16 protein-coding genes and 1 riboswitch are annotated in these 23899 nt (G+C 72.5%); of the genes, 4 read left to right on the forward strand and 12 right to left on the reverse strand.

Annotation, left to right across the window (positions count from 1 at the left end):
* Window positions 1-155: 155 nt before the first annotated feature.
* A complete protein-coding gene (locus Dsi01nite_RS45595; RefSeq protein WP_203852714.1) occupies window positions 156-602 on the reverse strand; it encodes an HPF/RaiA family ribosome-associated protein in 447 nt (148 codons plus the stop codon).
* 216 nt (window positions 603-818) lie between these two features.
* Window positions 819-956, forward strand: a riboswitch (cyclic di-AMP (ydaO/yuaA leader).
* A gap of 3 nt (window positions 957-959) precedes the next feature.
* Here Dsi01nite_RS45595 and Dsi01nite_RS45600 point away from each other — a divergent pair.
* Window positions 960-1976, forward strand: coding sequence for a coiled-coil domain-containing protein (locus Dsi01nite_RS45600; RefSeq protein WP_203852715.1), 1017 nt, complete (start codon window positions 960-962; stop codon window positions 1974-1976).
* Here the strand turns inward: Dsi01nite_RS45600 and Dsi01nite_RS45605 are convergent.
* Window positions 1970-2848, reverse strand: coding sequence for a LysR family transcriptional regulator (locus tag Dsi01nite_RS45605; protein ID WP_203852716.1), 879 nt, complete (start codon window positions 2846-2848; stop codon window positions 1970-1972). The genes Dsi01nite_RS45600 and Dsi01nite_RS45605 overlap by 7 nt on opposite strands.
* Before the next feature lie 75 nt (window positions 2849-2923).
* Between Dsi01nite_RS45605 and Dsi01nite_RS45610 the strand changes: the two genes are divergently transcribed.
* Together Dsi01nite_RS45610 and Dsi01nite_RS45615 are read left to right on the forward strand one after the other, a co-directional pair.
* Window positions 2924-3595, forward strand: a complete 672-nt coding sequence (locus tag Dsi01nite_RS45610) for a cyclase family protein (RefSeq protein ID WP_203852717.1) — start codon at window positions 2924-2926, stop codon at window positions 3593-3595.
* Complete coding sequence (locus Dsi01nite_RS45615) at window positions 3592-3867, forward strand: CBU_0592 family membrane protein (protein WP_203852718.1); 276 nt, start codon at window positions 3592-3594, stop codon at window positions 3865-3867. The genes Dsi01nite_RS45610 and Dsi01nite_RS45615 overlap by 4 nt, the downstream gene beginning before the upstream one ends.
* Here the strand turns inward: Dsi01nite_RS45615 and Dsi01nite_RS45620 are convergent.
* The 9 genes from Dsi01nite_RS45620 to Dsi01nite_RS45660 form a co-directional block, all read right to left on the reverse strand.
* Window positions 3828-5201: an outer membrane protein assembly factor BamB family protein gene (locus tag Dsi01nite_RS45620; RefSeq protein ID WP_203852719.1), complete on the reverse strand. Its 1374-nt coding sequence runs from the start codon at window positions 5199-5201 to the stop codon at window positions 3828-3830. The genes Dsi01nite_RS45615 and Dsi01nite_RS45620 overlap by 40 nt on opposite strands.
* 24 nt (window positions 5202-5225) lie before the next feature.
* Window positions 5226-8759 (reverse strand): DNA polymerase III subunit alpha, encoded by a 3534-nt coding sequence (gene dnaE / locus Dsi01nite_RS45625; RefSeq protein ID WP_203852720.1) that lies wholly within the window; start codon window positions 8757-8759, stop codon window positions 5226-5228.
* A gap of 196 nt (window positions 8760-8955) precedes the next feature.
* The gene (locus Dsi01nite_RS45630; protein WP_203852721.1) at window positions 8956-10893 is read right to left on the reverse strand and encodes a YehQ family protein; all 1938 of its coding nucleotides are present in this window, start codon (window positions 10891-10893) and stop codon (window positions 8956-8958) included.
* Window positions 10890-11102, reverse strand: coding sequence for a hypothetical protein (locus Dsi01nite_RS45635; protein ID WP_203852722.1), 213 nt, complete (start codon window positions 11100-11102; stop codon window positions 10890-10892). Before Dsi01nite_RS45635 ends, Dsi01nite_RS45630 begins: the two co-directional genes overlap by 4 nt.
* Window positions 11099-12166: a VWA domain-containing protein gene (locus Dsi01nite_RS45640; protein WP_203852726.1), complete on the reverse strand. Its 1068-nt coding sequence runs from the start codon at window positions 12164-12166 to the stop codon at window positions 11099-11101. The genes Dsi01nite_RS45635 and Dsi01nite_RS45640 overlap by 4 nt, the downstream gene beginning before the upstream one ends.
* A gap of 218 nt (window positions 12167-12384) precedes the next feature.
* A complete protein-coding gene (locus Dsi01nite_RS57875; protein ID WP_239136711.1) occupies window positions 12385-14817 on the reverse strand; it encodes a DUF5682 family protein in 2433 nt (810 codons plus the stop codon).
* A gap of 5 nt (window positions 14818-14822) precedes the next feature.
* Window positions 14823-15944, reverse strand: coding sequence for an ATP-binding protein (locus Dsi01nite_RS45650; protein WP_239136713.1), 1122 nt, complete (start codon window positions 15942-15944; stop codon window positions 14823-14825).
* The gene (locus Dsi01nite_RS45655; RefSeq protein WP_203852723.1) at window positions 15941-19714 is read right to left on the reverse strand and encodes a DUF4132 domain-containing protein; all 3774 of its coding nucleotides are present in this window, start codon (window positions 19712-19714) and stop codon (window positions 15941-15943) included. Before Dsi01nite_RS45655 ends, Dsi01nite_RS45650 begins: the two co-directional genes overlap by 4 nt.
* Window positions 19711-23082, reverse strand: a complete 3372-nt coding sequence (locus Dsi01nite_RS45660; RefSeq protein ID WP_203852724.1) for a DUF4132 domain-containing protein — start codon at window positions 23080-23082, stop codon at window positions 19711-19713. The genes Dsi01nite_RS45655 and Dsi01nite_RS45660 overlap by 4 nt, the downstream gene beginning before the upstream one ends.
* Window positions 23083-23253: 171 nt before the next feature.
* Between Dsi01nite_RS45660 and Dsi01nite_RS45665 the strand changes: the two genes are divergently transcribed.
* Entirely contained in the window at window positions 23254-23619 is a 366-nt protein-coding gene (locus Dsi01nite_RS45665) for an MmcQ/YjbR family DNA-binding protein (RefSeq protein ID WP_203852725.1), read from the forward strand.
* Between the two features lie 40 nt (window positions 23620-23659).
* On the opposite strand, the gene Dsi01nite_RS58555 is transcribed toward Dsi01nite_RS45665, so the two are convergent.
* Window positions 23660-23782 carry a hypothetical protein gene (locus Dsi01nite_RS58555; RefSeq protein WP_275423465.1) on the reverse strand — a complete coding sequence of 41 codons (123 nt, stop codon included), beginning with the start codon at window positions 23780-23782 and terminating at the stop codon, window positions 23660-23662.
* Window positions 23783-23899: the final 117 nt, after the last annotated feature.

The following is a 23899-nucleotide window of genomic DNA, read 5'->3' on the forward strand; positions in this document are numbered from 1 at the left end:
CGCGAACCGCAACCACGAAGCGCGAACCGCGAACCGCAACCACGAAGCGAGAACCGCGAACCGCAACCACGAAGCGAGAACCGCGAACACGAACCGCAACCGCGAAGCGAAGCCCGGCCGCCAACAATCGGCGACCGGGCAACGCTCGCAAAAGGTCACGCGCCCCGAGCGGCAGCCTCCTCGTCGGCCGGCTCGGTGTCGTCCAAGGGCGGGGTCAGCTCAGGGGAGATGACGTCCGTGATGGTGCTCTCGCGCAGGTGGCGGTTGTTGCGGGGCTCCTGCCGGGTCTTCGCGTCGTTCAAGCGGCGCCGCAGGTCGTCGCGGACGTCGTTGATCGCGGCGTGCAGATCCTCCTCCGCCGACGTCGTCACGATCTTCTGATGCCCGGCGATCCAGCACTCGAGGGTCACCTTCTGCCCCCGCGCACCCCGGTCCTTCACCAGCACCTCGAGCTCGGTGGCGTCGGCATGATACGCAGCCAGGTGACTGTCGAGCGTGGCGAACTGCTCGGCGATCCAGGCCCTGTCTCCCTGAGAGAAGCCGGCACCGACGCGCAGGCAGTCCTCGACGGTGGCCGGTGTGCTCGTAGCACTCCTCGACATGTCCGAGACCCCTTCCGTTGCTTTCCTTGAGATCACCGCATACCCCGCAGTGACCCGGTTCATGTCCCCCAAACCTGCCTAGGAAGCTAGCCTACCACCCCTCACCTCGCCTCCTCGCACTGCGCCGCCGGGACGTTACGGAAGGTCTCAGAAAGGGTGAAATCGCAGGTGGTTAGGGTCGGCGGCAGCCCCGCTCGTAGGCACCGACCGTGCCGGCGCGGGTCGCCGCCGAGCCGTGGCCCCCACGGGCCGGGGAACCAAGTTTCTGGGGTGAATCCGCTCGAACGAGTGGTAGGGGCGACTGTTCCGTCCCGAATCCGTCAGCTCACCCGGTAGGCGGCCGATGGAGGGAACAGTATGTCCAGACCTCCGTGGATCGTCGCCGTCGTTGCGGCGCTTGCGATCCTCCTGACCCCGACCGTGGTGCTCGGCACGTCCTCACCGGCGAACGCCGGTGAGGGCGGCGACCCTGCGCTCATCAAGAAGCTCGACGAGACCAACCGCGCGTACATCGACGCGCAGAACGCGCTCACCGCGTCGCTGGAGCGCCAGAAGAACCTGGCCGCGCAACAGGCGGCAACCGAGCCGAAGTACGCCACGCTGCGCGACGAGACCCAGTCGATCTCGATCGCCGCGTATCAGAACGGCGGTGGGCTGCGCAGCGCGGCGACGCTGCTCAACAGCGGTACCCCGGGGATGTTCGCCGACCGGGTGAGCACCCTGGAGGTCATCGCCCGCGAGCGGGCCGCGCAGCTGCGCCAGGTGGCGGTGCTGCGGGCGGAGCTGAGCAAGACGAAGGCGGCGATCGACGCCGAGGTCGCCAAGCAGCAGGCGAGCACGGCGGTGATGGCGAAGCAGAAGGCGGAGCTGGAGAAGGCCCTCGCTCAGTCGAAGAACGCCGTCGACGGATCCACCACCTGGAGCGGTGGCACCACGAGCACAACAGCGGAGCCTGCGCCGAGAAAGGCCGACGGGTCGTGGCCCACCGAGTCGTGCGGCGTCGACGACCCGACCACCAAGGGCTGCCTGACGCCGAGGACGTTGCACGCGCTGCAGCAGGTGCAGAAGGCGGGCTTCACGCACTTCGTGTCGTGCTGGCGGCCGCCGGGTGAGCCGTACGAGCACCCGAAGGGACGGGCCTGCGACTTCGCCGCCGACGCGAAGGACTTCGGCGGGGTGGCGACCGGCTCGTCGAAGGAGTACGGCACGCAGCTCGCCGCGTGGCTGGTGAAGAACGCGACCGCGCTGGGGGTCATGTACGTGATCTGGTTCAAGCAGATCTGGACGCCGGCGACCGGGTGGCGCGCGTACCACAGCGGTCAGGGCGACCCGAGCAGCGACCACACCAACCACGTGCACATGTCCATCTACTGAACCAGCGCCGTGAGCAGCGCCTCCACCGCCGGCAGGGCAGTCCTGCCGGCGGTGACGAGGGCGTCCAGGCGGCGCGCGCCGGCGACCGGCAGGTCCGTCACCCGCACCGCGAAGTCAGCCATCCCGCGCAGCGCCAGATCCGGCGCGATCGTGGCGCCCAGACCGGCGGAGACCAGGGCGAGCACGGCCGGATAGTCCACGCACAGGTGCACCCGGCGCGGGGTGAAGCCACGCTCCCGGCTCAGCCGGTCGAGCACCTGCCCCGTCGTCGAGGACGGCGGCCCGCAGATCCACGGCCGGTCGGCCAGGTCGCCGTACGAGTGCACCGGCGGCCAGTCCAGCGGCACGACCACCCGGTACGGATCCTCGACGAGCGGCACCACGTGCACCTGCCGGCGCGACTCCAGACCCAGCGAGGCGTCCCGCTCGGTGATCGTCACGTCCAGGCCGCCGAGGCGCAGTTCGCGCAGCGCGGGCGGGCCGTCGAGCTCGGTGATCGAGCAGGTCACGTCGGGGTGGTCGCGGGCCAGCCGGGCCATCGCGGGGATGAGCAGGAACCGGATCACGGTCGGGAACGCGCCGACCCGGACCAGGCCCGCGGCGCGGCCCGACATCGCGGTCAGCTCCCGCTCGGCCTCGGCGAGCTCGCGTTCGATTGCCTCGGCCCGGGCGGCCAGGACCCGGCCGGCGGCGGTGAGCACGGCCCGCCGCCCGGACCGGTCGACGAGCGGCCGGCCGACGGTGTGCTCCAGCTGCGCCAGCTGCTGCGACACCGCGGACGGGGTGACGTGCAGCGCGGCGGCGGCGCCGGCGAGCGTGCCCCGGCGGGCGATCGCGGCGAGCACCGCGAGGCGGCGCGGATCCAGGTTCAATGTGCAGCCCTGCTTCAGTGCAACTGTAGGAATTCTCGCTCACACGTTAGCTGTGCTGTCCCTCAAGATGGACGAGTGAGCCGCTTCGTTGAACTCAGCCACCCGATCCACGCGGGTCTGGTGACCTATCCGGGCATGCCGGGACCCGTCATCACCGACTATCTGTCCCGGGACGACTCCCGCGGCCGGTATGCCGTCGACACCACCTTCCAGATCGGTCGCATCGACCTGATCGCCAACACCGGCACCTACCTCGACACCCCGGCGCACCGGTTCGAGGGCCGTAGCGACCTCACCGACGTACCCCTCGACCGGGTGGCGGACCTGCCCGGCCTCCTGGTCGACGCGGCCGGTGAACGCGCCGTCGACGCGGCGCACCTCGCCAAGGCACTCGGTGACGGCACCGACCTTTCCGGTGTCGCCGTTCTGGTGTGCACGGGCTGGTCCAGGCACTTCGGCAGCCCCGCCTACGGCGGACCCGACGCACCGTTCCTGACCCGGGACGCCGTCGAGTGGCTGGTCCGCAAGGGCCCCGCACTGGTCGGGATCGACTCCGTGAACATCGACGACGTCGCCGACCTGACCCGGCCGGCGCACACGGGCCTGCTCGACGCCGGCATCTACGTCGTGGAGCACCTCACCGACCTCGACCGGCTGCCCCTCGACGGGTTCCGTTTCTCCGCGGTGCCGCCACGCATCGCGGGCATGGGCACGTTCACGGTCCGCGCGTTCGCGGTGCTGTCGTGATCGCGCTGCTCGGCTGGGCGGGTGCGGCCGTGCTGCTGGCCGCGTACGCGCTGGTGTCCAGCAAGCGGATCACCGGCGACGGCGGCGTGTTCCAGGTCCTGAACATCGTCGGCGGTGCCGCCCTCGCGCTCAACTCGGCCGTCAACGGCGCCTGGCCGTCCGCCGTGCTCAACGTGATCTGGGTCGCGATCGGTGCGGTGGCGATGTTCCGGCTGGCGCGCAAGCGCACCCGTCAGAGCCGCCCCGAGTACCAGGGCGTCCTGACCCGGTAGAACACGAACCGTCCCGGGACCTCCGCGGCGCAGGCCAGATACGTGTGGCTCCAGGTGCACGTCTCGGGTGACACGTCGATGGAGCCGAGGTCGCGGGTCACGCCGTTGCCGGCCTGCACACCCAGCCACGGGAAGGCGCCGACGGGCACGTCGGACGGCAGCAGCAGGTAGCTGCCGTCGTCGAGGCGGGCGGCCCGCTTGCCGGGCCAGCGCCGCATGACGTGCCCGGCGTCGTCCAGCAGCACCGAGCCGCCGGCGTCGCGCAGCATGACGCGGTCGCCGACGGGCAGCACGGTGCCGGGGCCGTCGAGGTCGACGCGGAACTCGACCTCGCCGGTGCGGATGTCCAGCGCAGTCAGCCGGCCCCGCTCGACCGCGCAGACGCGCCGCTCCCCGCACGCGACGAGGGCGTCGACCTTCGCCTGTTGATCCGGGGATGCCCAGGTCCACTGGGCCTTGCTCAGCTTCATGCGGTCATAGGCGCGGATGCGGTACCCGGGCCCGGGCGTGGCGACGAAGACCTGCTCGGCGTACGGGTACACGAGGTCCTGCGGCCCGGCGATCCCCGGCGCGGTGGCGTCGGGCTTGCCGCTGGACAGGCTGAGCACCTCGAGGCCACCGCCGGCCACGGCCCGGACCAGGTGCGGGTCGACGGTCAGCGGCTCGTCGAGCGCGGCACCGTTGGTCGAGGTCGGCACCTGCTGGTGGCTCCAGTTGTCGGTCAGCCAGAAGCTGTGCGGGCCACCGGGCTGGTCGAGGGTGGCGATCTCCTTCTGCGTGCCGACGTCGGTGATGACCAGTCGGTGTTCCGCCGACCGGTACCGGACGAAGTACTTGCCGACGAGTTCCCAGCGGTCGTCGTCGGTGACGTCGAAGCTGATGAACGGCACCCCGTTGGAGGCGTTGAGCAGGGTGATCGTGCGGTGGCCGGCCTGGTCCGGCAGGCCGGTGACCACGACGGAGCCGCGGGCGAAGTGGAACGACTCGACGGCGGTGAACGACGTGTTGGTCCACATCGGCGCCGCGGCAGGGTCGTCGACGTCGACCGCGTGCAGATGGAAGTGGCCGTCGGTGGCCGGGTAGCCGACGAACGCCCGGCTGCTGTCCAGGAACGCGCGGATGCTGGCGTCGTCGACGGCGTCCGGGAACGTGACCACGCCGATGCGGCTGAGCCGGTCGAACGCATACGGCCGCTGGTTGAGCCGGTACACGAAGGCGCCCGCGAGCACGGCGACGACGAGGACCGCGACGACGGCCGCCGACCACCTGGCACGCCGCGAGAGCCAGAGCGACCGACGCGGGCGCAGGCCGTCGGCTAGGGCGTGCGTATGCACCCGCCGACCCTATCGCGGGTCCGTCTACGAGAAGCTGTTGGGACCGAGCAGCGCCTTCAGGTCGCCCTTGAGCGCGGTGGTGGGGGCGACGTGATACGGCCCGAGGCGCAGCAGGGTGATCCGGGAGCCGTTGCTCAGCTTGATGTGCACCTCGGCCTTGCCCGGGTGGTTGAGCAGGATCTCCTTGAGCCGGTCGACCAGCGGCGGCGTGCACCGGTTGGCCGGCAGCGACAGCACCACCGGCCGGTTCTCGTCGGCGACGGTGACGTCGGGCATCGACATGTCCATCGCCATCAGGCGGGGCGTCTCGTCCCGCCGGTCGACGCGGCCCTTGACCACGACGATGGCGTCCTCGGCGATGTACTGCCCGACCAGCTCATACGTGTTGGGGAAGAACAGCGCCTCGACGGCGCCGCCGAGGTCCTCCAGGGTCGCCGACGCCCACGGCTTGCCCTGCTTGGTGATGCGGCGCTGGACGCCGGTGAGCATGCCGGCGAGGGTGATGACGGCGCCGTCCTGCACCGCGCCCTCCTCCGACAGGCTGCTGATCACCGTGTCGGCGGCCTTGGCGAGGACCGACTCGAGGCCGAACAGCGGGTGGTCGGACACGTACAGGCCGAGCATCTCCCGCTCGAAGGTGAGCAGCTCCCGCTTGTCCCACTCGATCTGCGGGATAGCCGCGGTCATGGCGGGCCCGCCGCTGCCGGTGTCGTCGGTGGCGAACGCGTCGCCGAACAGGTCGAACTGGCCGATGGCCTCGTTCTTCTTGATGTCGGCGTAGGCGTCGATGGCGTCGGCGTGGATGGCGAGCAGCCCGCGGCGCGGGTGTTCCATCGAGTCGAACGCGCCGGCCTTGATGAGCGACTCGACGGTCTTCTTGTTGCACACCACGGCGTCGACCTTGGACAGGAAGTCGTGGAAGTCCTTGTACGGCGCGGCCTGCCGGCACCGCACGATCGCGTCGACGACGTTGTGGCCGACGTTGCGCACGGCGGCCAGGCCGAAGCGGATGTCCTTGCCGACCGGGGTGAACGGCCCGGCGGAGGTGTTGACGTCCGGCGGCAGCACCTCGATGCCCATCCGCCGGCACTCCGACAGGTACAGGGCCATCTTGTCCTTGTCGTCGCCGACGCTGGTCAGCAGCCCGGCCATGTATTCGGCCGGGTAGTTCGCCTTGAGGTACGCCGTCCAGTACGACACGAGACCGTAGCCGGCCGTGTGCGCCTTGTTGAACGCGTAGTCGGCGAACGGGACGAGCACGTCCCAGATCTTCTGGATGGCCTCGTCGGAGTATCCGTTGCCCCGCATCCCGTCGCGGAACGGCACGAACTCCTGCTCCAGGACCTCTTTCTTCTTCTTGCCCATGGCCCGGCGCAGCAGGTCGGCCTGGCCGAGGGTGTAGCCGGCGAGCTTCTGCGCGGCGCGCTGCACCTGCTCCTGATAGACGATCAGGCCGTGGGTGGGGCCGAGGATCTCCTGGAGGGGCTCCTCGAGCTCGGGGTGGATCGGGATGATGTCCTGCTGCTTGTTCTTGCGCAGCGCGTAGTTGGTGTGCGAGTTGGCGCCCATGGGGCCCGGTCGGTACAGGGCGAGGACGGCGGAGATGTCCTCGAAGTTGTCGGGCTTCATCAGCCGCAGCAGTGAGCGCATCGGCCCGCCGTCGAGCTGGAACACGCCGAGGGTGTCGCCGCGGGACAGCAGGTCGTAGGCGGCCTTGTTGTCCAGCGGCAGCGCGAGCAGGTCGAGCTTGGTGCCGTGGGTCCTCTCGATGTTCTTCAGCGCGTCGTCGATGATGGTGAGGTTGCGCAGGCCCAGGAAGTCCATCTTGAGCAGCCCGAGGTCCTCGCACGTCGGGTAGTCGAACTGGGTGATGATCGCCCCGTCGGCGTCACGGCGCGACAGCGGCACGTGGTCGATGAGGGGTTCGGCGGACATGATGACGCCGGCGGCGTGCACGCCGGTCTGCCGGATCAGGCCCTCGATGCCCTTCGCGGTCTCGACGACCTTCTTCACGTCGGGGTCGCTGTCATACAGCGCGCGGAACTCGACCGCCTCGCTGTAGCGCGGGTGGTTGGGGTCGAAGATGCCGGTGAGCGGGATGTCCTTGCCCATCACGGCGGGCGGCATCGCCTTGGTGATCTTGTCGCCGACCGCGAACGGGTAGCCGAGCACCCGGGCGGAGTCCTTGATCGCGGCCTTGGCCTTGATCGTGCCGAAGGTGGCGATCTGTGCGACCCGGTCCTCGCCCCACCGCTCGGTGACATAGCGGATGACGTCGCCGCGCCGACGCTCGTCGAAGTCGATGTCGACGTCGGGCATGGTGATGCGGTCGGGGTTGAGGAACCGCTCGAAGATCAGCCCGTGCGGCAGCGGGTCGAGGTCGGTGATGCCCATGGCATAGGCGACGAGGCTGCCGGCGGCCGAGCCACGGCCGGGACCGACGGCGATGCCCTGGTTCTTCGCCCACAGGATGAAGTCGGAGACCACGAGGAAGTAGCCGGGGAAGCCCATCTCGATGATCATGTCGATCTCGTATTCGACCTGCTTGGCGTGCTCCTCGTCGATGCCGCCGGGGAACCGGCGGGCCATCCCGCGGTGCGCCTCGGCACGGAAGAACGACGCCTCGGTCTCGCCCTCGGGCACCGGGAAGCGCGGCATGAGGTTGCGCTTCTCGAACATGCCGCTCGTGTCGACCTTCTCCGCGACGAGCAGGGTGTTGCGGCAGCCGGCCTGCCACAGGTCGGAGGTGTCCACGGCGCGCATCTCGTCGGCGGACTTCAGGTAGTAGCCCGACCCGCCGAACCGGAACCGGTTCGGGTCGTTGATGTTGGCCGCGGTCTGCACGCACAGCAGCACGTCGTGCGCCTCGGCCTGCGACTCGTGGGTGTAGTGCGAGTCGTTGGTGACCACCGGCGGGATGTTGAGCCGCTTGCTGATCTCGGTCAGCCCGTCGCGCACCCGCCGCTCGATGTCCAGGCCGTGGTCCATGACCTCCAGGAAGTAGTTCTCCTTGCCGAAGATCTCCTGGTACTTCGCGGCGGCGGCCAGGGCCTCGTCGAACTGGTCGAGCCGCAGCCGGGTCTGCACCTCGCCGGACGGGCAGCCGGTGGTGGCCATGAGACCGTCGGCGTGCTCGGCGATGATCTCCATGTCCATCCGGGGCCACTTCACGAAGTGCCCCTCGATCGACGCCCGCGAGTTGAGCCGGAACAGGTTGTGCAGGCCGGTGCGGTTGCGCGCCCAGATGGTCTTGTGGGTGTAGCCGCCGCTGCCGGAGACGTCGTCGTCCTTCTGGTCCGGCCGGCCCCACTTGACGCGCTTCTTCACCAGCCGCGACTCGGGCGCGACATACGCCTCGACGCCGAGGATCGGGGTGACCCCGGCCGCGATCGCCTTGTTATAGAAGTCGTACGCGCCGTGCATGTTGCCGTGGTCGGTGATCGCGACGGCGGGCATGCCGAGACGGGTCGCCTCCTTGAACATGTCCTTGAGTCGCGCCGCTCCGTCGAGCATGGAGTACTCGGTGTGCACATGGAGATGCACGAACGAGTCAGCCATGCTGCGCCCCCTATTTTGCTGTCCCTACAGGTCCGGCGAGCAGCCTAGCCACGGATCAAGATCGACACGCCGTCGAGGGGATGTGATCCCTCTTCCGTCGAGCACAGATCCGGGCAAAACGATGTGCCTATTTCTGCCGCCTGTCGCCCTGTCCCGACAAGTTTCCGCTGCTCATCGACGGTCCGTGACGGACACCTCACTGCAGCTCGGTGGTGACCAGCAGCCGGAGGTACGCGTCGACCCACAGCCCCGCCGCCACGGCGTCCGGGTCCGGCCCGAGCCCGGCCCGCAGCGCGCCGACGGCCGCGGCCGCCCGGTGCAGCCCGACCCGCGTCAGCATCTCCCCCGCGTCGCGTAACCGGTTGGGGAACGTCGGCGGCAGCATCCTCAGCCCGCGGTGCGGCACCTCGGCGAGCAGGGCGACGGCCGCGTCGACCACGTGCCGCAGCGGGTCGCCGCCGACCGCGAGGGTCCCGTCGACCCGGAACCCGCCCGCCGGCGCGAGATCCGGCACCACCACGGCGTCGTCGCCGACCGCTAGCCCGAGCGGCTCGACGACGATCTCGCCACCCGTCCTGCCGACGGTGCCGGCGACGGCCCGGACCGGACCGTCCAGCGCCGCCGCGATCGCGTCCAGGGCGCCCGGTGCCGCCGCCGTGTGCGTCGCGGTGATCGTCGCCGGGTTCCCGGCCGGGTCGGCGATCACCGCGTCGAGCCGTTGCGCCCCCGGCGTGTACCGCACCGACCGCACCTCGGCGACCTGCACGACCCGCACCAGTTCCGCCTCGACCCGGGGCCGCACGACCCGCGGTGGGAGCCGGTCCAGCTCCGCCGCGAGGTCCCGCAGGTCCCGCACCACGAGCGCGTCCGGCAGCGACGTCCACGCCCCCTGCGACGGGGTGACGGTGGTCTTCGCGACCCTGCTGGTGGCGAGCCGGACCGTGCGGCTGGCGCTGCGGATCGCGGACTCGGTGACGACGTTGCCCGCCGCGAGCTGCGCGACCGTCGCCCCGCCGACCCGCCGCGTCTTCAGCGTCTCGACGGCGTCGCCGAACGTCCGCCGCAGGACCAGCACCGTGGCGCTGTCGGCGTGCGCGAAGTAGATCTCCACCTGCCGGTCCGTGTCGCCCACCGCCCGGACCCGGCAGCCGAGCCCGTCCAGGCGGGCCCGGCGCATCGGCGTCTCCGCGGCCTCCTGCGTGCCGAGGACCCTGGCCCGCAGGCTCGACCCGCGGTTGGCGACCGCCCGGTGCCTGGCGTGCAGTTCGGCGACGATCCCGGCGAGCCGCTCGTGGCTGTACGTGCTGCCGCGCTGCTCGTACGCCGCCAACTGCTCCTCGAGGTCGCCGACCGCCAGCAGCGGCCACCGGAGCCCGGCCCGGTCCAGCCGCTGCCGCACCTCGGCGACCGTGCCCGCGAGGCCCGGACCCACGTGCGTCGCACCCGTCAGCAGGACCTCGTCGGCGAGGCGCACCGCGGCGTCGAGGGATCCGTCGCCGCCCTCCACGCCGGCCGTCTCCGGCCCGCCGACGTCGACCTGCACGTCCCGGTCGTCGGGCGCCTTCGCGTCGGCGACCCGGAACGCCCACACGGCCAGCGCCAAGACGTCGTCGCGGGCGCCGGCGACGGCGTCGGTGTGCACGAACCCGAGGTCGTCCGGGACCAGGAACCGCACCGTGGCCGAGCCGAGCTCCACCCGTGGCGCCGCGTCGGCCGTTGAAGGACGGTGGACCCTCGCCGCGTACCCGGCCCGGTGTGTCCGGCGGGCCGCCGCCAGCTGCCGTGCCCCGATCCGGGCCTCGAGCTGCTCGTCGGTGAACCGACCCGGGGACCACTGCCGCGTTTCCGGGACCGCTTCGGTGTCGGGTTCGTTGGACTGGTACGCCAGCACGAGCCCCACCACGTGCCGGCAGATCCCCGTCGCGCCGCAGGTGCAACTGCCCCGCTCGAGGCCACCGGCTGGCAGCGACGTCTCGGGCCCGTCGGCGTACCTGCCACGCACCGTCCCGTCCCCGTCGACGGTCACGGCAGGCGGCGTGGCCTCGACCTCTCGGGTCGCCCGCTTGACCAGGCCCCGGTTGGTGAGCGCGGCGAGCGCGTCCGGGGTCAGCGCGAGCAGGTCCGCCCTGGTCATCTGCCCACCTGCTTCATCTGCCCCACCAGCTCGGCGTTCATCCGCTGCACCTGCTCGGCGCTCAGCCGCCGCACCTGCTCGGCGCTCAGCCGCCCCACCTGCTCAGCGCTCAGCCGCCCCACCTGCTCAGCGCTCAGCCGCCGCACCTGCTCAGCGCTCAGCCGCCGCACCCGCTCGGCGTTCATGTGCCGCACCTGCTCGGCGTTCATCTGCCCACCTGCTCGGCCACGAACGCCGCCAGCTGCCCCGGGGTCATCGCGCCGACCGCGGCGCCGACGTCGGCGAGCCGGGCGCCCATCTCACGGTCGAACGCCGGGTCGGCGGCCTCGTCCAGCGCCGCCAGGCACAGCACCTTCGTGCCCTGCCCGGCGACGTCCCGGACCAGCTGGACGAGCCGCGCGCTGTCGCCGCCCTCGTACAGGTCGCTGATCAGCGCCAGAATCGTGCGCCGCGGCTGCTCGATCAGCCCCGCGCCGTAGGCGACCGCCTTCGCGATGTCGGTGCCGCCGCCCAGCTGGACCTTCATCAGCAGCTCGACCGGGTCGTCGACGTCCGAGGTCAGGTCCACCACGGCCGTGTCGAACGCGACCAGGTGCGTCTTGACGCCGGGCAGCCCCCACAGGCACGCCGCGGTGACGGCCGAGTGGATGACGCTGTCGGTCATCGACCCCGACTGGTCGACCAGCAGGATCACCTGCCACTGGTCCAGGTGCCGGCGGGTCCTCGACACGAAGTACGCCGTCTCCACGTACACCTTGCGTTCCTCCGGCCGGTACCGTCCCAGGTTGGCCCGCAGGGTCCGGCGGATGTCGAAGTTCCTGGCGACCTTGAACCGGCTCGCGCTACGGGACCGCGCCCCGGAGAACGCGTGCCGCACCTCCGTCGCCAGCTTCTCCATCAGCTGCCGCACCACCTCCTCGACGATCCTGCGGGCCAGCAGCAGCACGTCCGGGTTCATCAGGTGCTTGGTGCGCAGGACCGCCTTCAGCAGCGTCGGGTTCGGCTCGATCCGCGCGAGCACCGCCGGGTCGGTGACGACGTCATGGATCTCATACCGCTCCACCGCGTCACGCTGCAACCGCTCGACCGTCTCCTTCGGGAACAGCGTCGTGATGTCGTCGAGCCAGTCCACGGTCGTCACCACCGACGGGCCGTCACCACCGTGACGCGTCTGCCTGATGCCGCGGCGTTCGAGGTCCTCGTCGCGCCCGTACAGCCAGTCGAGCGCCGCGTCCCGCCCGGCTGCCGCCGCGCTGAGCTGCTCACCGGCCATCACGGACTGCCCCGGCTCGCCGAGCACCAGCCGCCAGCGCTCCAACTCCGCCGCCGCTTGTTGCTCGGGCACCGTTCGTTGTTCGGGCGCCGCTGGCTGCTCGGGCGCCGCTGGTTGCTCGGGCGCCGCTGGCTGCTCGGGCGCCGCTGGCTGCTCGGGCGCCGCTGGCTGCTCGGGCGCCGCTGATTGCTCGGGCGCCGCTGGTTGTTCGGGAGGCGTCACGCGAGCAGCCCTTCACGGATGAGGACGGCGTCGACGCGCGCCTCCAGTTCCTTCGCGGCCGCGATGAGGACGGGGTCGACGGCCGGTGGCCGCAGCAGCGCCCGACCGGGACCCCCGATGCCACGGCGGGCGAGCAGGTGCCCGGCAACGGTCTCCCGCTCCCGCGGCGGGAAATACGTGAACGCCTGCCGCAACGCCGGCAACGCGATCAGGAACTCGGCCTCGCCCATACCGCTGACCAGATCGTCAAGCACATCGAGCACCCGGGGCGCGTGCAGCACCTCTTCCCGCGCGACGGCGAACAGCCCAGCCAACCAGTCCCCGACCGTGGCCGGAGCCGCCGCCCCACGCACCGCACGCACCGCGCCGTGCACCCCGCCCGCGTGGTCCACACCGCCGGCACCGCCCGCGGCTTCCACACCGCCGACGACTCCCGGATCGTCCGCCGGGTCCGCGTTGCCAATTCCGCCCGCCTCGTCCGCGGGACCGGCGCCGCCCGCGTCCACGGCATCCGGCGGACTGCCGGTGGTCTCCGGGTCGGCGGTGGCCGCGTCGGCGGCCCAGGCGAAGCCGAACGCCGCACCGCGCAGGTCCGGTGGCGCGTCCACGTCCGCGGCGACCCGGCGCATCACCTCCAGAGGGATCAGCGGGTCCAGCCCGAGCCGCCGGCCGGCGTGCACCATGGTGTCGCGCACGGCGACGACCGCGTCGATGCGGGCAGGTTCCGCCGGGATGGTGGCGCCGCGTACCCCTTCCGCGAGCCACAGCGCCCGGCGCTGCGCGGCGGTGATCACGGCGCCGAGCGGTTCGCTACCAGCGGTGCCGAGCAGGCGGTCGTGGCGCCACAACGTCAGCACGACCGCGAGCAGCCGGCCGAGGGCGCCCAGGTCCGCGGCGCCACCGACGGCCGCGTCGAGGTCGCGCAGCACCTGGCCCGACAGGCGGACGGTGCCGCACAGCGCGGCGTCGAAGAGCGCGTCGGCGAGCGCGGCGACGTCCGCGTCACGGATGCGTTCGGCTAGCGCGGCCGCGGCCGCCTCTTCGAGGGTCGCACCGTACGCCCCGGCCTCGATCAGCGCGACCAGCCGATGCTCGTGGTCGGTGATGTCCCAGTGCTCGTCCAGCACCGGGTCGACACCGGTCCGTGGCCCGTGCCGGCGGGTGAACCCCGGGATCCGCAGCACCCGCAGCCGGTGCAGCAGCCGGCTGCGGCGCAGCCCGTCGTCAGTGGTCAGGGCAAGGGTGACGGTACGGTCGCCGTTCAGCCCTTCCCGTTCCAGGTCGGCGTCGGCGTCGTGGACGAGCGGCGGCAGCGGCGTCGACGGGTGCAACCGGCCGACGCGTGACCCGCTGAGCGCGGCGACCATCTCCACGACGACGGGGTGGGTGCCAGCCCGCAGCCGTCCCCGGGTCGCCCATGGCAGTGGCTCGTCCAATGCGTCGTGGACGAGCGCTCCTGCCAGTCCGTCCAGGATGTCGGTACGACCAGGGTGCTGGTGCCCGCGTACCAACGCCAAACCGGCTGCCGAAGCGCTGGCGGCGATGAGGTCCGACGTCGAAGCCTGCTGCTTGCGGTCGCGGAGCCGGCCGACGACGGCGGTGACGAGCTGATCGGCGGCGTGCCTCGGCCCGTTCTCCCACAGCTGCTGGTAGTACTCGGGCGAGGGCATCCCCGACTGGTACCCGTCGAACGCGTCGAGGCGCCGGAACGAGTACGGCACCAGGTAGCTGCCACCGACCGCCCCCTCGGGCAGGGCGGGCACGTCCGGCCAGCCCACGTCCTCGGCGGCTCCGGCCGTGAGCCGGATCAGGGCCGGGCGGTGGAAGCCGCCGGTGACCACGACGACGGGCCGCTCCCCCGCGTCGGCGGCAGCCGCACGGATCCAGCGGGCCATGTACGCCTCCCGGCCCGTGTCGCCGTCGCTCACCGGGGTCTCGCCGCGCAGCAGGTCGAAGTAGGCGGCGAGGCGCTCGGCGAGCCCGTCGGCGGGTGGGATCTCGAACAGGTGGTCCCAGAGCGCGTCGACGTTGTCGACGGCGAACGTGGCGCAGAGCCGGTCGACGACCTCGGCGTAGCGCTGCTCGGCGTCGGCGTAACGGTTCTGCCGCTCGGCCAGGGCCGGGTCCCACGACGGCAGGTCGATGAAGCGCACCCGGGCGCCGGCGCGGTGACCTTCCTGCAGCGCGACCCACTCCGGCGAGTACGCGCAGAACGGCGCCCACGAGCCGGACTGCCGATCGTCGTCGCGGTAGCTGCTGAACACCGCGACCGGCAGGTCGTGCCCGAGGAGCAGCTCGCCGACGCGGTCGTTCATGTCGGCGGGCCCCTCGACGAGCACGTGCGCGGGCCGCAGCGCCCTGATCGTGTCGGCGACGAGCCTGGCGCAGGCCGGGCTGTGGTGCCGCACGCCGATGAACGTCGTGGTCATCGCACCTAGCCCGGCAGCTGGTGGCGGGCGGCGTGCAGGGCCTTCCACTGCGCGCCGCCGCGCCAGGTCAGTTGCTGCTCCAGGTATCGCCGCAGCTTCGCCAGGTCGTCGCTGTTGTCCTTGGCCGCGGTGCCGGCGAGGCAGCTGACGAGGTCCTCGGCGGTGCCGGCCTCGCGGCGCAGGAACCAGCCGCGCAGCCCGACCGCGTGGGCGACGGACACCGCCTCGGCGGTGCTCATCACGGCCGACAGTCGCTCCATCGTGTCGCCGCGCGCCGACTGCCCGGTCCGCAGCTCCCGGAACGTGGTGACGAGGACCTCCAGGACGTCCCGGCGGGGCGCGGCGGTGACCCCGGAGCGGCGCAGCAGCGCGCCGGCCTCCGCCTCGACGAGCGCGAGCTCGGTGTCGAAGTCGGCGATCGGGAACACGGTCTCGAAGTTGAACCGCCGTTTCAGCGCGGCGCTCATCTCGTTGACGCCGCGGTCGCGGGTGTTCGCGGTCGCGATGACGTTGAACCCGTCACGGGCGAACACCATCGCGTCCGGCCCGGTCAGCTCGGGGATCGCGAGGACCCGGTCCGACAGCGGCGACAGCATGCAGTCCTGGACCTCGAGCGGGCAGCGGGTGATCTCCTCGAACCGCACGACCTTGCCCTCGGCCATCCCCCGCAGCAGCGGCGCCCGCACGAGCGAACGCTGGTTGGGGCCTTCGGCGACGAGCAGCGCGTAGTTCCACGAGTACTTGATCTGGTCCTCGGTCGTCGCCGCGCCGCCCTGCACGGTCAGCGTCGAGTCGCCGCTGACCGCCGCGGCCAGCAGCTCCGACAGCAGCGACTTGGCGGTGCCGGGCTCGCCGACGAGCATCAACCCGCGGCTGGTCGCGAGCGACACGAGTGCCCGATCGATGAGCGACGGGTCGCCGACGAACTTGCGGCTCACCCCGGCCGACGGGTCACCGACGATGAACCGGCGCGCCGCGGTGAGGCTCAACGCCCAGCCGGGCGGCCGTTCACCGGTGTCGGTGTCGCGGAGCCGGGCCAGCTCGTCGGCGTACCGGACCTCGGCCGGCGGCCGTTGCACGGTGGCACCGTCCTGCGGCGCCTCATTCGCCGGGTTCGCAACGCTCACTGCACGACCTCCCGCAGGTCTCTGATGATCTCGGACACGGTAACGGGGTCGAGCTCGCCGAACGCGTGCGGCCGGTCCCTGGTCCACTTGGACCCGCCCGCGCCGACGATCCACACCTCGATGAACGCCTGCTCCGCGACCTCGGTCACGTCGCCGATCACGACGCCCGGCTCGAGTTCGGCGACCAGCAGCGCGCCACCCGGCAACTCCCGCTCCATCGCCGTTTGCATCCCGCTGTCCTCGGCCGCCGCACGACGCCAGCCGCGCCGCTCCAGCCCGAGGACCTTCGTGGTCGGCACCTTCACGCCGTGCCACCGGGCAAGGTCGGTGGCGGCGCGTTCCGCGTCGGTCAGCGCGTGTGCGTCGCGGGCCAGCTGCGCGAACGGCTGCAGGATCTCGTAGTCGGCGAACACCTCTGCCCAGGCGCCGAGCGTGCCGGCGAGGTGGAGGGGATGCGCGACGCCGACCACCGCGTCGTCGGCGAGCGTGACGGTCGTGTCGTCGATGCCGGCGAGCGTCCTGTCCTCCGCCAGCCGCATCGTGCGCAGCGGCATGCCGCCATCCGTGGTGGTGGCTGCCGTCGTGGCAGCGGCTGCCGCCGGCGTGGTGGTGGCTGCCGCCGGCGTGGTGGTGGCTGCCGCCGGCGTGGTGGTGGCTGCCGGCGTGGTGGTGGCTGCCGGCGTGGTGGTGGCTGCCGTCGTGGTGGCAGTGGCTGCCGGCGTGGCGGCGGCTGCTGCCGTCGTCGTCGGGGCAGCGGCTGCTGCCGTCGTCGTGGTGGCAGCGGCTGCCGTCGCATCTGCGCGGGCGGCGGGGAACGTTGCCCAGACGAGGCGGCGGGCGACGTGCCAGACGAGGGGGTGTTCGACGATGAACTGCCGGAACTCGGCGCCGCTCCAGCGCCGCTGCATGACCATTGCCTGCTCGAAGCGGTGCAGCTGGTCGGCGGCGACGGTCCGCACGTCCTTCTTCAGGGCCGCGAACCGGGCCGCGCCGGCCGGTGCCAGGTCCGGGTCGTCCTTCGACGAGGGCTTCGGCAGGTCCTTCCGCCGGGCCCCGGCCTCGTCCACGACGAACGGCTTGAGCTGCTCGTCGAAGCCGACCGTGAACCGGCGTGGGCCGTAGTCGATCGTCAGGGTCCCGCCGGCGTCGAGGCCGAAGCCGGGCACGAGCCGGTCGGCGAGCTGGTCCGGAGTCAGGTCCAGGGAGGCCGCGACCTCGGCGATCTTGTCCTTGGCGCGGTCCTTGAGGCCTTTGAACTTCACCTTCTCGGAGATGCCGTGCAGGTGCATGAGAGCGACGTCGGTGCCGATCTCGGCGAGGACGTCCAGCGCGGCCACCGCCTTGCTGTGCCCGCCCTCGCCGGGCCACGCCCGGATGACCGGGGCGAGGCGCCGCACGGTGTCGTCGTCGCCGAGGAACGCGAGCGCGTCGAGGACCCAGCCGTCCTTCGCCGGGGCGCCGACGAGCCGCCACTGCTCGAACACCGACCAGCCGAACTCGGCGAGCGACGTGGACGTGCACGCCTGCAGGACCTGGGCGAGCCCGGCGTACGTCTCGCCGAGCTTCGACATGGCCAGGATCGTCAGCAGGTGCCGGACCGCGTCCGCGGGCAGCGCGCCGGCGTCCCCGTTGAGCTGGACCGGCGCGAGCTGCGACGGGTCGGCCCAGTCGGGCTGGGCCGGGATCTTCGCGGGCAGGTGCAGCAGCGGGTCGGTGTCCAGCAGCTGCGCGATCCCCGCAGCGGCCGCGGGGCCGTGGCCGCGGGCCGCGGCCTCGACGACGTCGCGGTGCCCGGCGGCCGCGACGGCGAGCAGGGCCTGCTCGGCGTGCCGGCGGGCAGGTCCCGGCTTCCCCAGGGCGGGCGGCACGAGGGCCCGGGCCGCCGCCTCCGGATGCCGGTGCAGCCACTGCGCGGCGACGGACCGGAGGCTCTTCAACCGGCTGAACCATTCGGCCATCAGCCGCGCCGGCTCGGGTCCGGCGAACGCCATCAACGCCGGCGCCACTTCGGCCGGCCCGCGCCGGGCGGAGTCGAGGACCACCGGCCATGCGTCCAGCTCGAACCGGCCGACGAGGATCCGCAGCCACGACTCGGCGTCCCAGAGGTGGTGCGGCCGCCAGGACGCGACGAGCGGCCGGGCGAGCGTCTCGGGCGCGTCGACGAAGAAGGTCAGCTGACGGTACGGATCCCCGCCACCGCCCCGCAGCTGCATGGCGACCTGCTCGGTCTCCACGGGGCTGAGCGAGCCGCCACCCGAGCGCTGGAGCCGCTGCCACCGGAGCCGCTCGCCCGGCTCCCAGCGCAGCACGGTCTCGTCGGTGCAGGTGAGCCCGGCGACGACAACCGGCTTGCGGGCCTTGGCGGCGCCCAGCCACGGCGGATCGGCGAGCACCGGAGGCAGCGCCTCGGGTGGCGCGGCACGGACCGCGTCGAGCCTGGCGATGACAGCCGCGATCCGGGCGGCGGCGTCCGCCGGCAGCTCGCCGACCAGTTCCCCGGCGACGGCCCGGTGCCGGCTCACGACCGCCTGCAGCACCGCCTCGTCCACACCAGCCGTACCCGGACCACCGACCCGGACAAGACCGGAAGACCCCGAACCCACGACAGCACCAGCAGCACTCGCGGCACCACCGGTGGTGCGGTCGGCGGACCGGTCGGCGATGGCGAGGAGGCGCAGGGCGCGGCGCGGGAAGCGGTCGGCGGCCTCGATGATGGACGGCATCGCGATGCGCGGCTCGGGCCAGTCGAGCAGCAGCCGCAGCGCCTCGTCGGTGGGGACGGCCGCGACGAGGTCCAGAACGGCCCGCGTCCCGTCGGCCCAGCCGGCGTGACCGTCCAGGAGCGTCCGGAACGCCGGCATCCCGGCGGCGCCAAGTCCTTCGGCGAGGGTGTGCAGGCGCTGACCGGAGCGGACCAGGTGCCACAGGACGTGCCCGAACCGGAGCGGGTCGACGTGTGCCGGGTCGGTGATCGACGCGTACAGCAGCAGCGCGGCCCAGTTGGCGCCCCGGTCGGCGGCGACGAGCTGCACGTCGGCGGCGACCCAGTCCCGCATGGTCGGCGCCAGGAACGACACGGCGGCCCGCTGCCGGGTGGTGAGCGGCCCCTCCCGCAGAGTGGCGAGCGCGTCGACGGCGGCATCGTGCTCGTCGTCGCCGGCTGCAGCCATCGCGACCCGCAGCCGGTGCAGCACCATCGTGGTCCCGTCGGTGTCGTGGTGCAGCGACGTGTACCTGTCGCCGAACCGGCACAGCGCCCACGGCCCGAGGTCCGCCCGGTACGGCGTCTCAAGGAACACCTCGGCCAGCTCGACCCCGGCACGGACCGCGAACGCCAGCCCGTGCGTGGCGATCCAGCCGTCGGCGTGGGCGGCGCTGACCGTGCTGGACCAGTGCTGCGACGGCCCGACCGCGGTCATGGTGACCGCGGCGGCGCCGAGCGGCGTGCTGGCACCGCCGAGGCGCGCGACGCCGTGCGCGACGCCGTCAAGGGGCGCGACGCCGTGCGCGACGCCGTCGAGGTGCGCGACGCTGTGCATGGCGCTGTCGAGGTGCGCGACGCTGTCGAGGTGGGCCAGGCCGGCGTCGCGGATGTCGGCGGGGGTGGCGGGATGCGTCAGCGCGGCCCGCGGGTCGACATCGCCGGACAGGCTTGCCGCGACCGTCGCCGACCAGCCGGCAGCGGGCCGGTATGCGACCGGGAGCCCGCCGCGGCGTGGCAGGATGCTGCGCCGCCAGGACTCCGGAGTGACGTAGGTGTCCTCGGTCATGCGGTTGCTTCCTCCAGGTCACGGACGAGCTCGTAGGCGCCGATCGGGTCGAGGTCGGCGAGCGGCAATCGCGGCTGGTCGGGCCCGCCGGTGTGGTGGGGGCGCACCCAGGCGTCGGTGACGGTCTGGATCGAGTCGACGGAGACGTTGCCGTAGTGCAGGCCGGGGTCCAACTCGAGGACGGCGGTGCGGCTGCCGGGCAGGTCACGCGCGATCCAGCCCTGTTCGCCGTAGATGTGGCCGTCGGTGCGGCGCCAGGCGCCGCGGATCAGCCCGGCGAACCGGCCGCTGGGTGCCTTCACGCCGATGAACCTGGCAAGAACGTCACGGTCGCGTTCGTCGTCGGTGAGCCCGTGGCTGCCCCGCCCGAGCTGCGGGAACGGTTGCAGGATCTCGTAGTCGGCGAACAGCTCCGCCCACACGCCGAGCGTGGCACCAAGATGCAGCGGGTGTGCGACACCGACCAGGTCGCTGTCGAGCACCTCCACCGGCGCGTCGTCGACCCCGGCGAGGGTCCTGTCCTCGGCCACCCGCAACGCACCGCGCAGGACGCCAAAGGCGTCGAAGGCACCGCTCGCACCACAAGCACCAAACGCGCCGGACGCACCGAAGGCACCAGACGTATCGGAGGCACCGGACGTATCGGAGGCACCGGACGCACCGGACGCACCGGACGCGTCGAAGGTGGCCCACACGAGGCGCCGCGCGACGTGCCAGACGAGAGGGTGCCCGACGATCAGCCGGTGGAACTCGGCGCCGGTCCAGCGACGACCGAACACCATGGCCCGCTCGAACCGGGGGATCTGCTCGGCGGCGACGGTCCGCACGTCCTTCTTCAGCTGGGTGAAGCGTTTCGCGGTGGTGGGCGCCAGGGCCGGGTCGTCGCGGACGCCGGGCTTCGGCAGGTCCTTGCGCCGGGCGCCGGTCTCGTCGGCGACGAACGGTTTGAGCCGCTCGTCGAACCCGACCGTGAACCGGCGCGGCCCGAAGTCCAGCACGAGCGTGCCGGCGGCGTCGAGGCCGAGGTCGGGCACGAGCCGGTCGGCGAGCTGCTCCGGAGACAGGTCCAGCGCAGCGGCGACCTCGGCCAGGCGCTCCTCGGCGCGGGCCCGCACCGACGGCGTGCGGACCTTCGTGGTGAGGCGGTGCAGCTCGGTGAGGGCTCCCTCGGTGCCGATCCTCGCGAGGACGTCGACGGCAGTGGTGGCCCTGGCGAGGGCGCCCTCGGACGGCCAGGCGCGGATGTGCTCGGCGAGCCGTCGGGCGGTCTCGTCGTCGCCGAGGACCGCCTGCGCGTCGAGGACCCAGCCGGCCCGGGGCGCGCCCGCCTCGACCCACCGTTGCAGCAGTGACACCGCGAACCTGGCCAGGGACGCCGCCGTGCACGCCTCGCGGACGACGCTCAGGCCGGCGTATGGCTCAGCCGGACGAGACATGGCCAGCATCGTCAGCACGTGCCGGGCCGCGTCGGCCGGGAGCGTGCCGGCGCCGCCACGCAGCTCGATCGGGGTCAGCGCGGCCGGGTCGGCCCAGTCGGGCAGCGCCGGCGGCCGGGCCTGGGGCGCGTCGAGCGGGCCGGCGTCGAGCAGGTCCGTCACCGCGGTGGTGGCCTCGGCACCATAGCCACGGGCGGCGGCCTCGACCGCGTCGCGGCGGCCCAGGTCGGCGACGGCGCGCAACGCCTGCCCGGCGAGCCGGCGGGCCGCTCCCGCGCGGCCGAGCGCCGCGGGCACCAGGGCCCGGGCTGCGACCTCAGGATGCCGGCGCAGCCAGTCGACGGCGTGCTGGCGGGACGCTTGGCCGCCGTCCAGTCGCCGCGCAACGACGGCGGCGACCTCGGGCCCGGTGAACGGCATCAGCAGCGATGCCGCGCCCAGTTCAAGCATCAGTGGCAGCACCAGCACACCGAACCTCGCGACGAGCGCGGGCGACCAGCGCTCCCCGTCCCACCTTCGGCTGGGCCGCCAGCGGGCGGCGACCGGCCCGGCGAGGTCGATCGGGGCGTGCATGAAGAACCCGAAGGTGTCGAACCAGGAGCACGTGCCCGCATCGATGTCCCGGGCGAGCGCGGGCCAGTCGGACCGCAGCGGGCCCCACTGACCGACGGTGCCGGACCGGTGGAGCCATTCGTCGCGCTCCCCCGGCTGCCAGGCGATCCCGGGCTCGTCGGTGCAGCGCAGCCCTTTGATGACGACCGGTTTGCCGGCCGCGTGCCACGGGGGCGTGACGAGCAGCGCCGGCAGCGCCGGCGGCGGCGCGATGATGCGGCGGTCGAGGGTGTCGAGCGCGGCGGCGACCCGGGTGGCGGCGGCACCGCTCAGCGCCGGCAGCACCTCGGCGGCGACGTCACGGTGCGCGGCGACGTGGGCCCGCAGCCGCTCGGCGACGCCGCGCCGGGACGCGGCCGCCGCGAGGAGCCGCACCGCCCGCCGCGGGAACCGTCCGCTGGCCTCGGTGAGAGCGGCGGCGACATGGCGGGCTTCCGCCCGGTCCACGAGCACCTGGAACGCCTCGTCCGTCGGCATCGCGGCGATGATGGACAGCAGGGAGCGCTGGACGTCGGCCGACGACGTGACCCGGTCCAACCACTGCACGAACAGCGGCGCGGCGGCCACTCCGAGCCCGTCGGCGATCGTGTGCAGCAGCCCGGCGTCGGCCAGCAGCGCCCACGGCGGGTGCGCTCCGACGAGGGCCTCGACCTGCGCCACGGTGGTCACCGACGAGAGCATCAGCAGGATGCGCCAGTCGTCGCCGCCGAGGTGGCCGGCAACCTCCTCCTCGACCCAGGCGGTCTCGGTCGGTGCGAGGTACGCCGTCACGACCCGATGCGTCGCCGACCGCCCCCGCCACGACCCGAGCAACTCGACGAGCGACCGGTATTCCTCCTCGGGCGCGGCGGCGAGTGCGGCCCGCACCCTGGTCAGCACGGCGCCGGCGCCTTCCGAGCCGCGCACGCGGCGGACCACCGGCTCCCCCACCCGGGAACTGTTCCACTCGGCGCCATAGCCCAGGCCCTGCAGCTCCATCGCAGCCTCGACGGCGAAGCGCAGCCCGTGCTGGGCGACCCATCCGTCCGCGAACACCGCGGCCGCGGCCCGGCTGATGGTGTCGGGCGGGCCGGCATAAGCGGCGACGACCACGGCCGCACCGAGCGGGGTGTCACCGTCGAGGCCGGCGTCGCGGAGGTCGGCGGGGGTGGCGGGATGGGTGAACGACGTGCGCAGGCTGGGGCGTTTGGCAAGCAGTGTGGCGATGTCGGCGGCCCAGGTCGGGGCGGGGCTGAACCCGGCGGGTGCCCCGCCGCGCCGCGGCCTGATGGCTCGCAGCCAGGAGGACGGCACGACGAACGTGTCCTCGACCGTGCCCATGTGTCGCCTCCCCGTGACCCGGATCCGGATGGGCGTCACCATAGCGACGCCCCCCGACAATTTCGGTGGGGCGGCCTCACGCTGCAAGAACGCATTTGATCATGAAATTGAGCAAATGGGGAAAATCGGATCCCGGGAAAAGTGTCGGACCCTCCTGTTACACCTACAGACATGGGATTGCGAACCAGCCGCGGGGTGAGCGTCGACGAGGCGCTCCGGATGGTCCTGACGCTGCCCGAGGTGGAGCAGCGCGTGCACGGCAACCACCTCGGCTTCCGGGTGCGTGACCGCGGGTTCGCCTATCTGTGCGAGGACGACTGGACCATGCTGGTCAAGACGTCCCGTGAGGAGCAGGCGGCCCTGGTCGAGGACGATCCCCGGGCCTACAAGAAGGCACACGCGTCCGGCCGGGTCGGCTGGGTGCAGGTGCGCCTGCGCAAGGCGCACGAGGACGAGCTCTGTGACCTCATCACCGAGGCGTGGCGGATGACCGCCCCACGGCCGATCCTGGCCCGTCTGGATCTCGCTTTACGCTGACAGGTGGCGTGCGGCGCAGCGCCCGGCCCAACAGGCCGGGCTATCGCAGCGCGGACACCACCACGGTCACCAGACCCGCACTGAGCGCGGCGACGAAACAGGCCGCGAACACGATGCGCGCGGTGAGACGCGCCGCCGGGACCACACTGGCCATGATCTTCATGCGCCGCAGGAAACCACGGCGCCCTGAAGCCGGCCTGTGGTCCGCCTGAAGCGAACCCCGGCCTCGAGCCAACCGGCGGTCACCCTCAAGCAAACCCCGACCTCGAGCCAACCGGCG

The sequence above is a fragment of the Dactylosporangium siamense genome (assembly GCF_016862795.1).
In the GTDB taxonomy this organism is placed as follows: domain Bacteria; phylum Actinomycetota; class Actinomycetes; order Mycobacteriales; family Micromonosporaceae; genus Dactylosporangium; species Dactylosporangium siamense.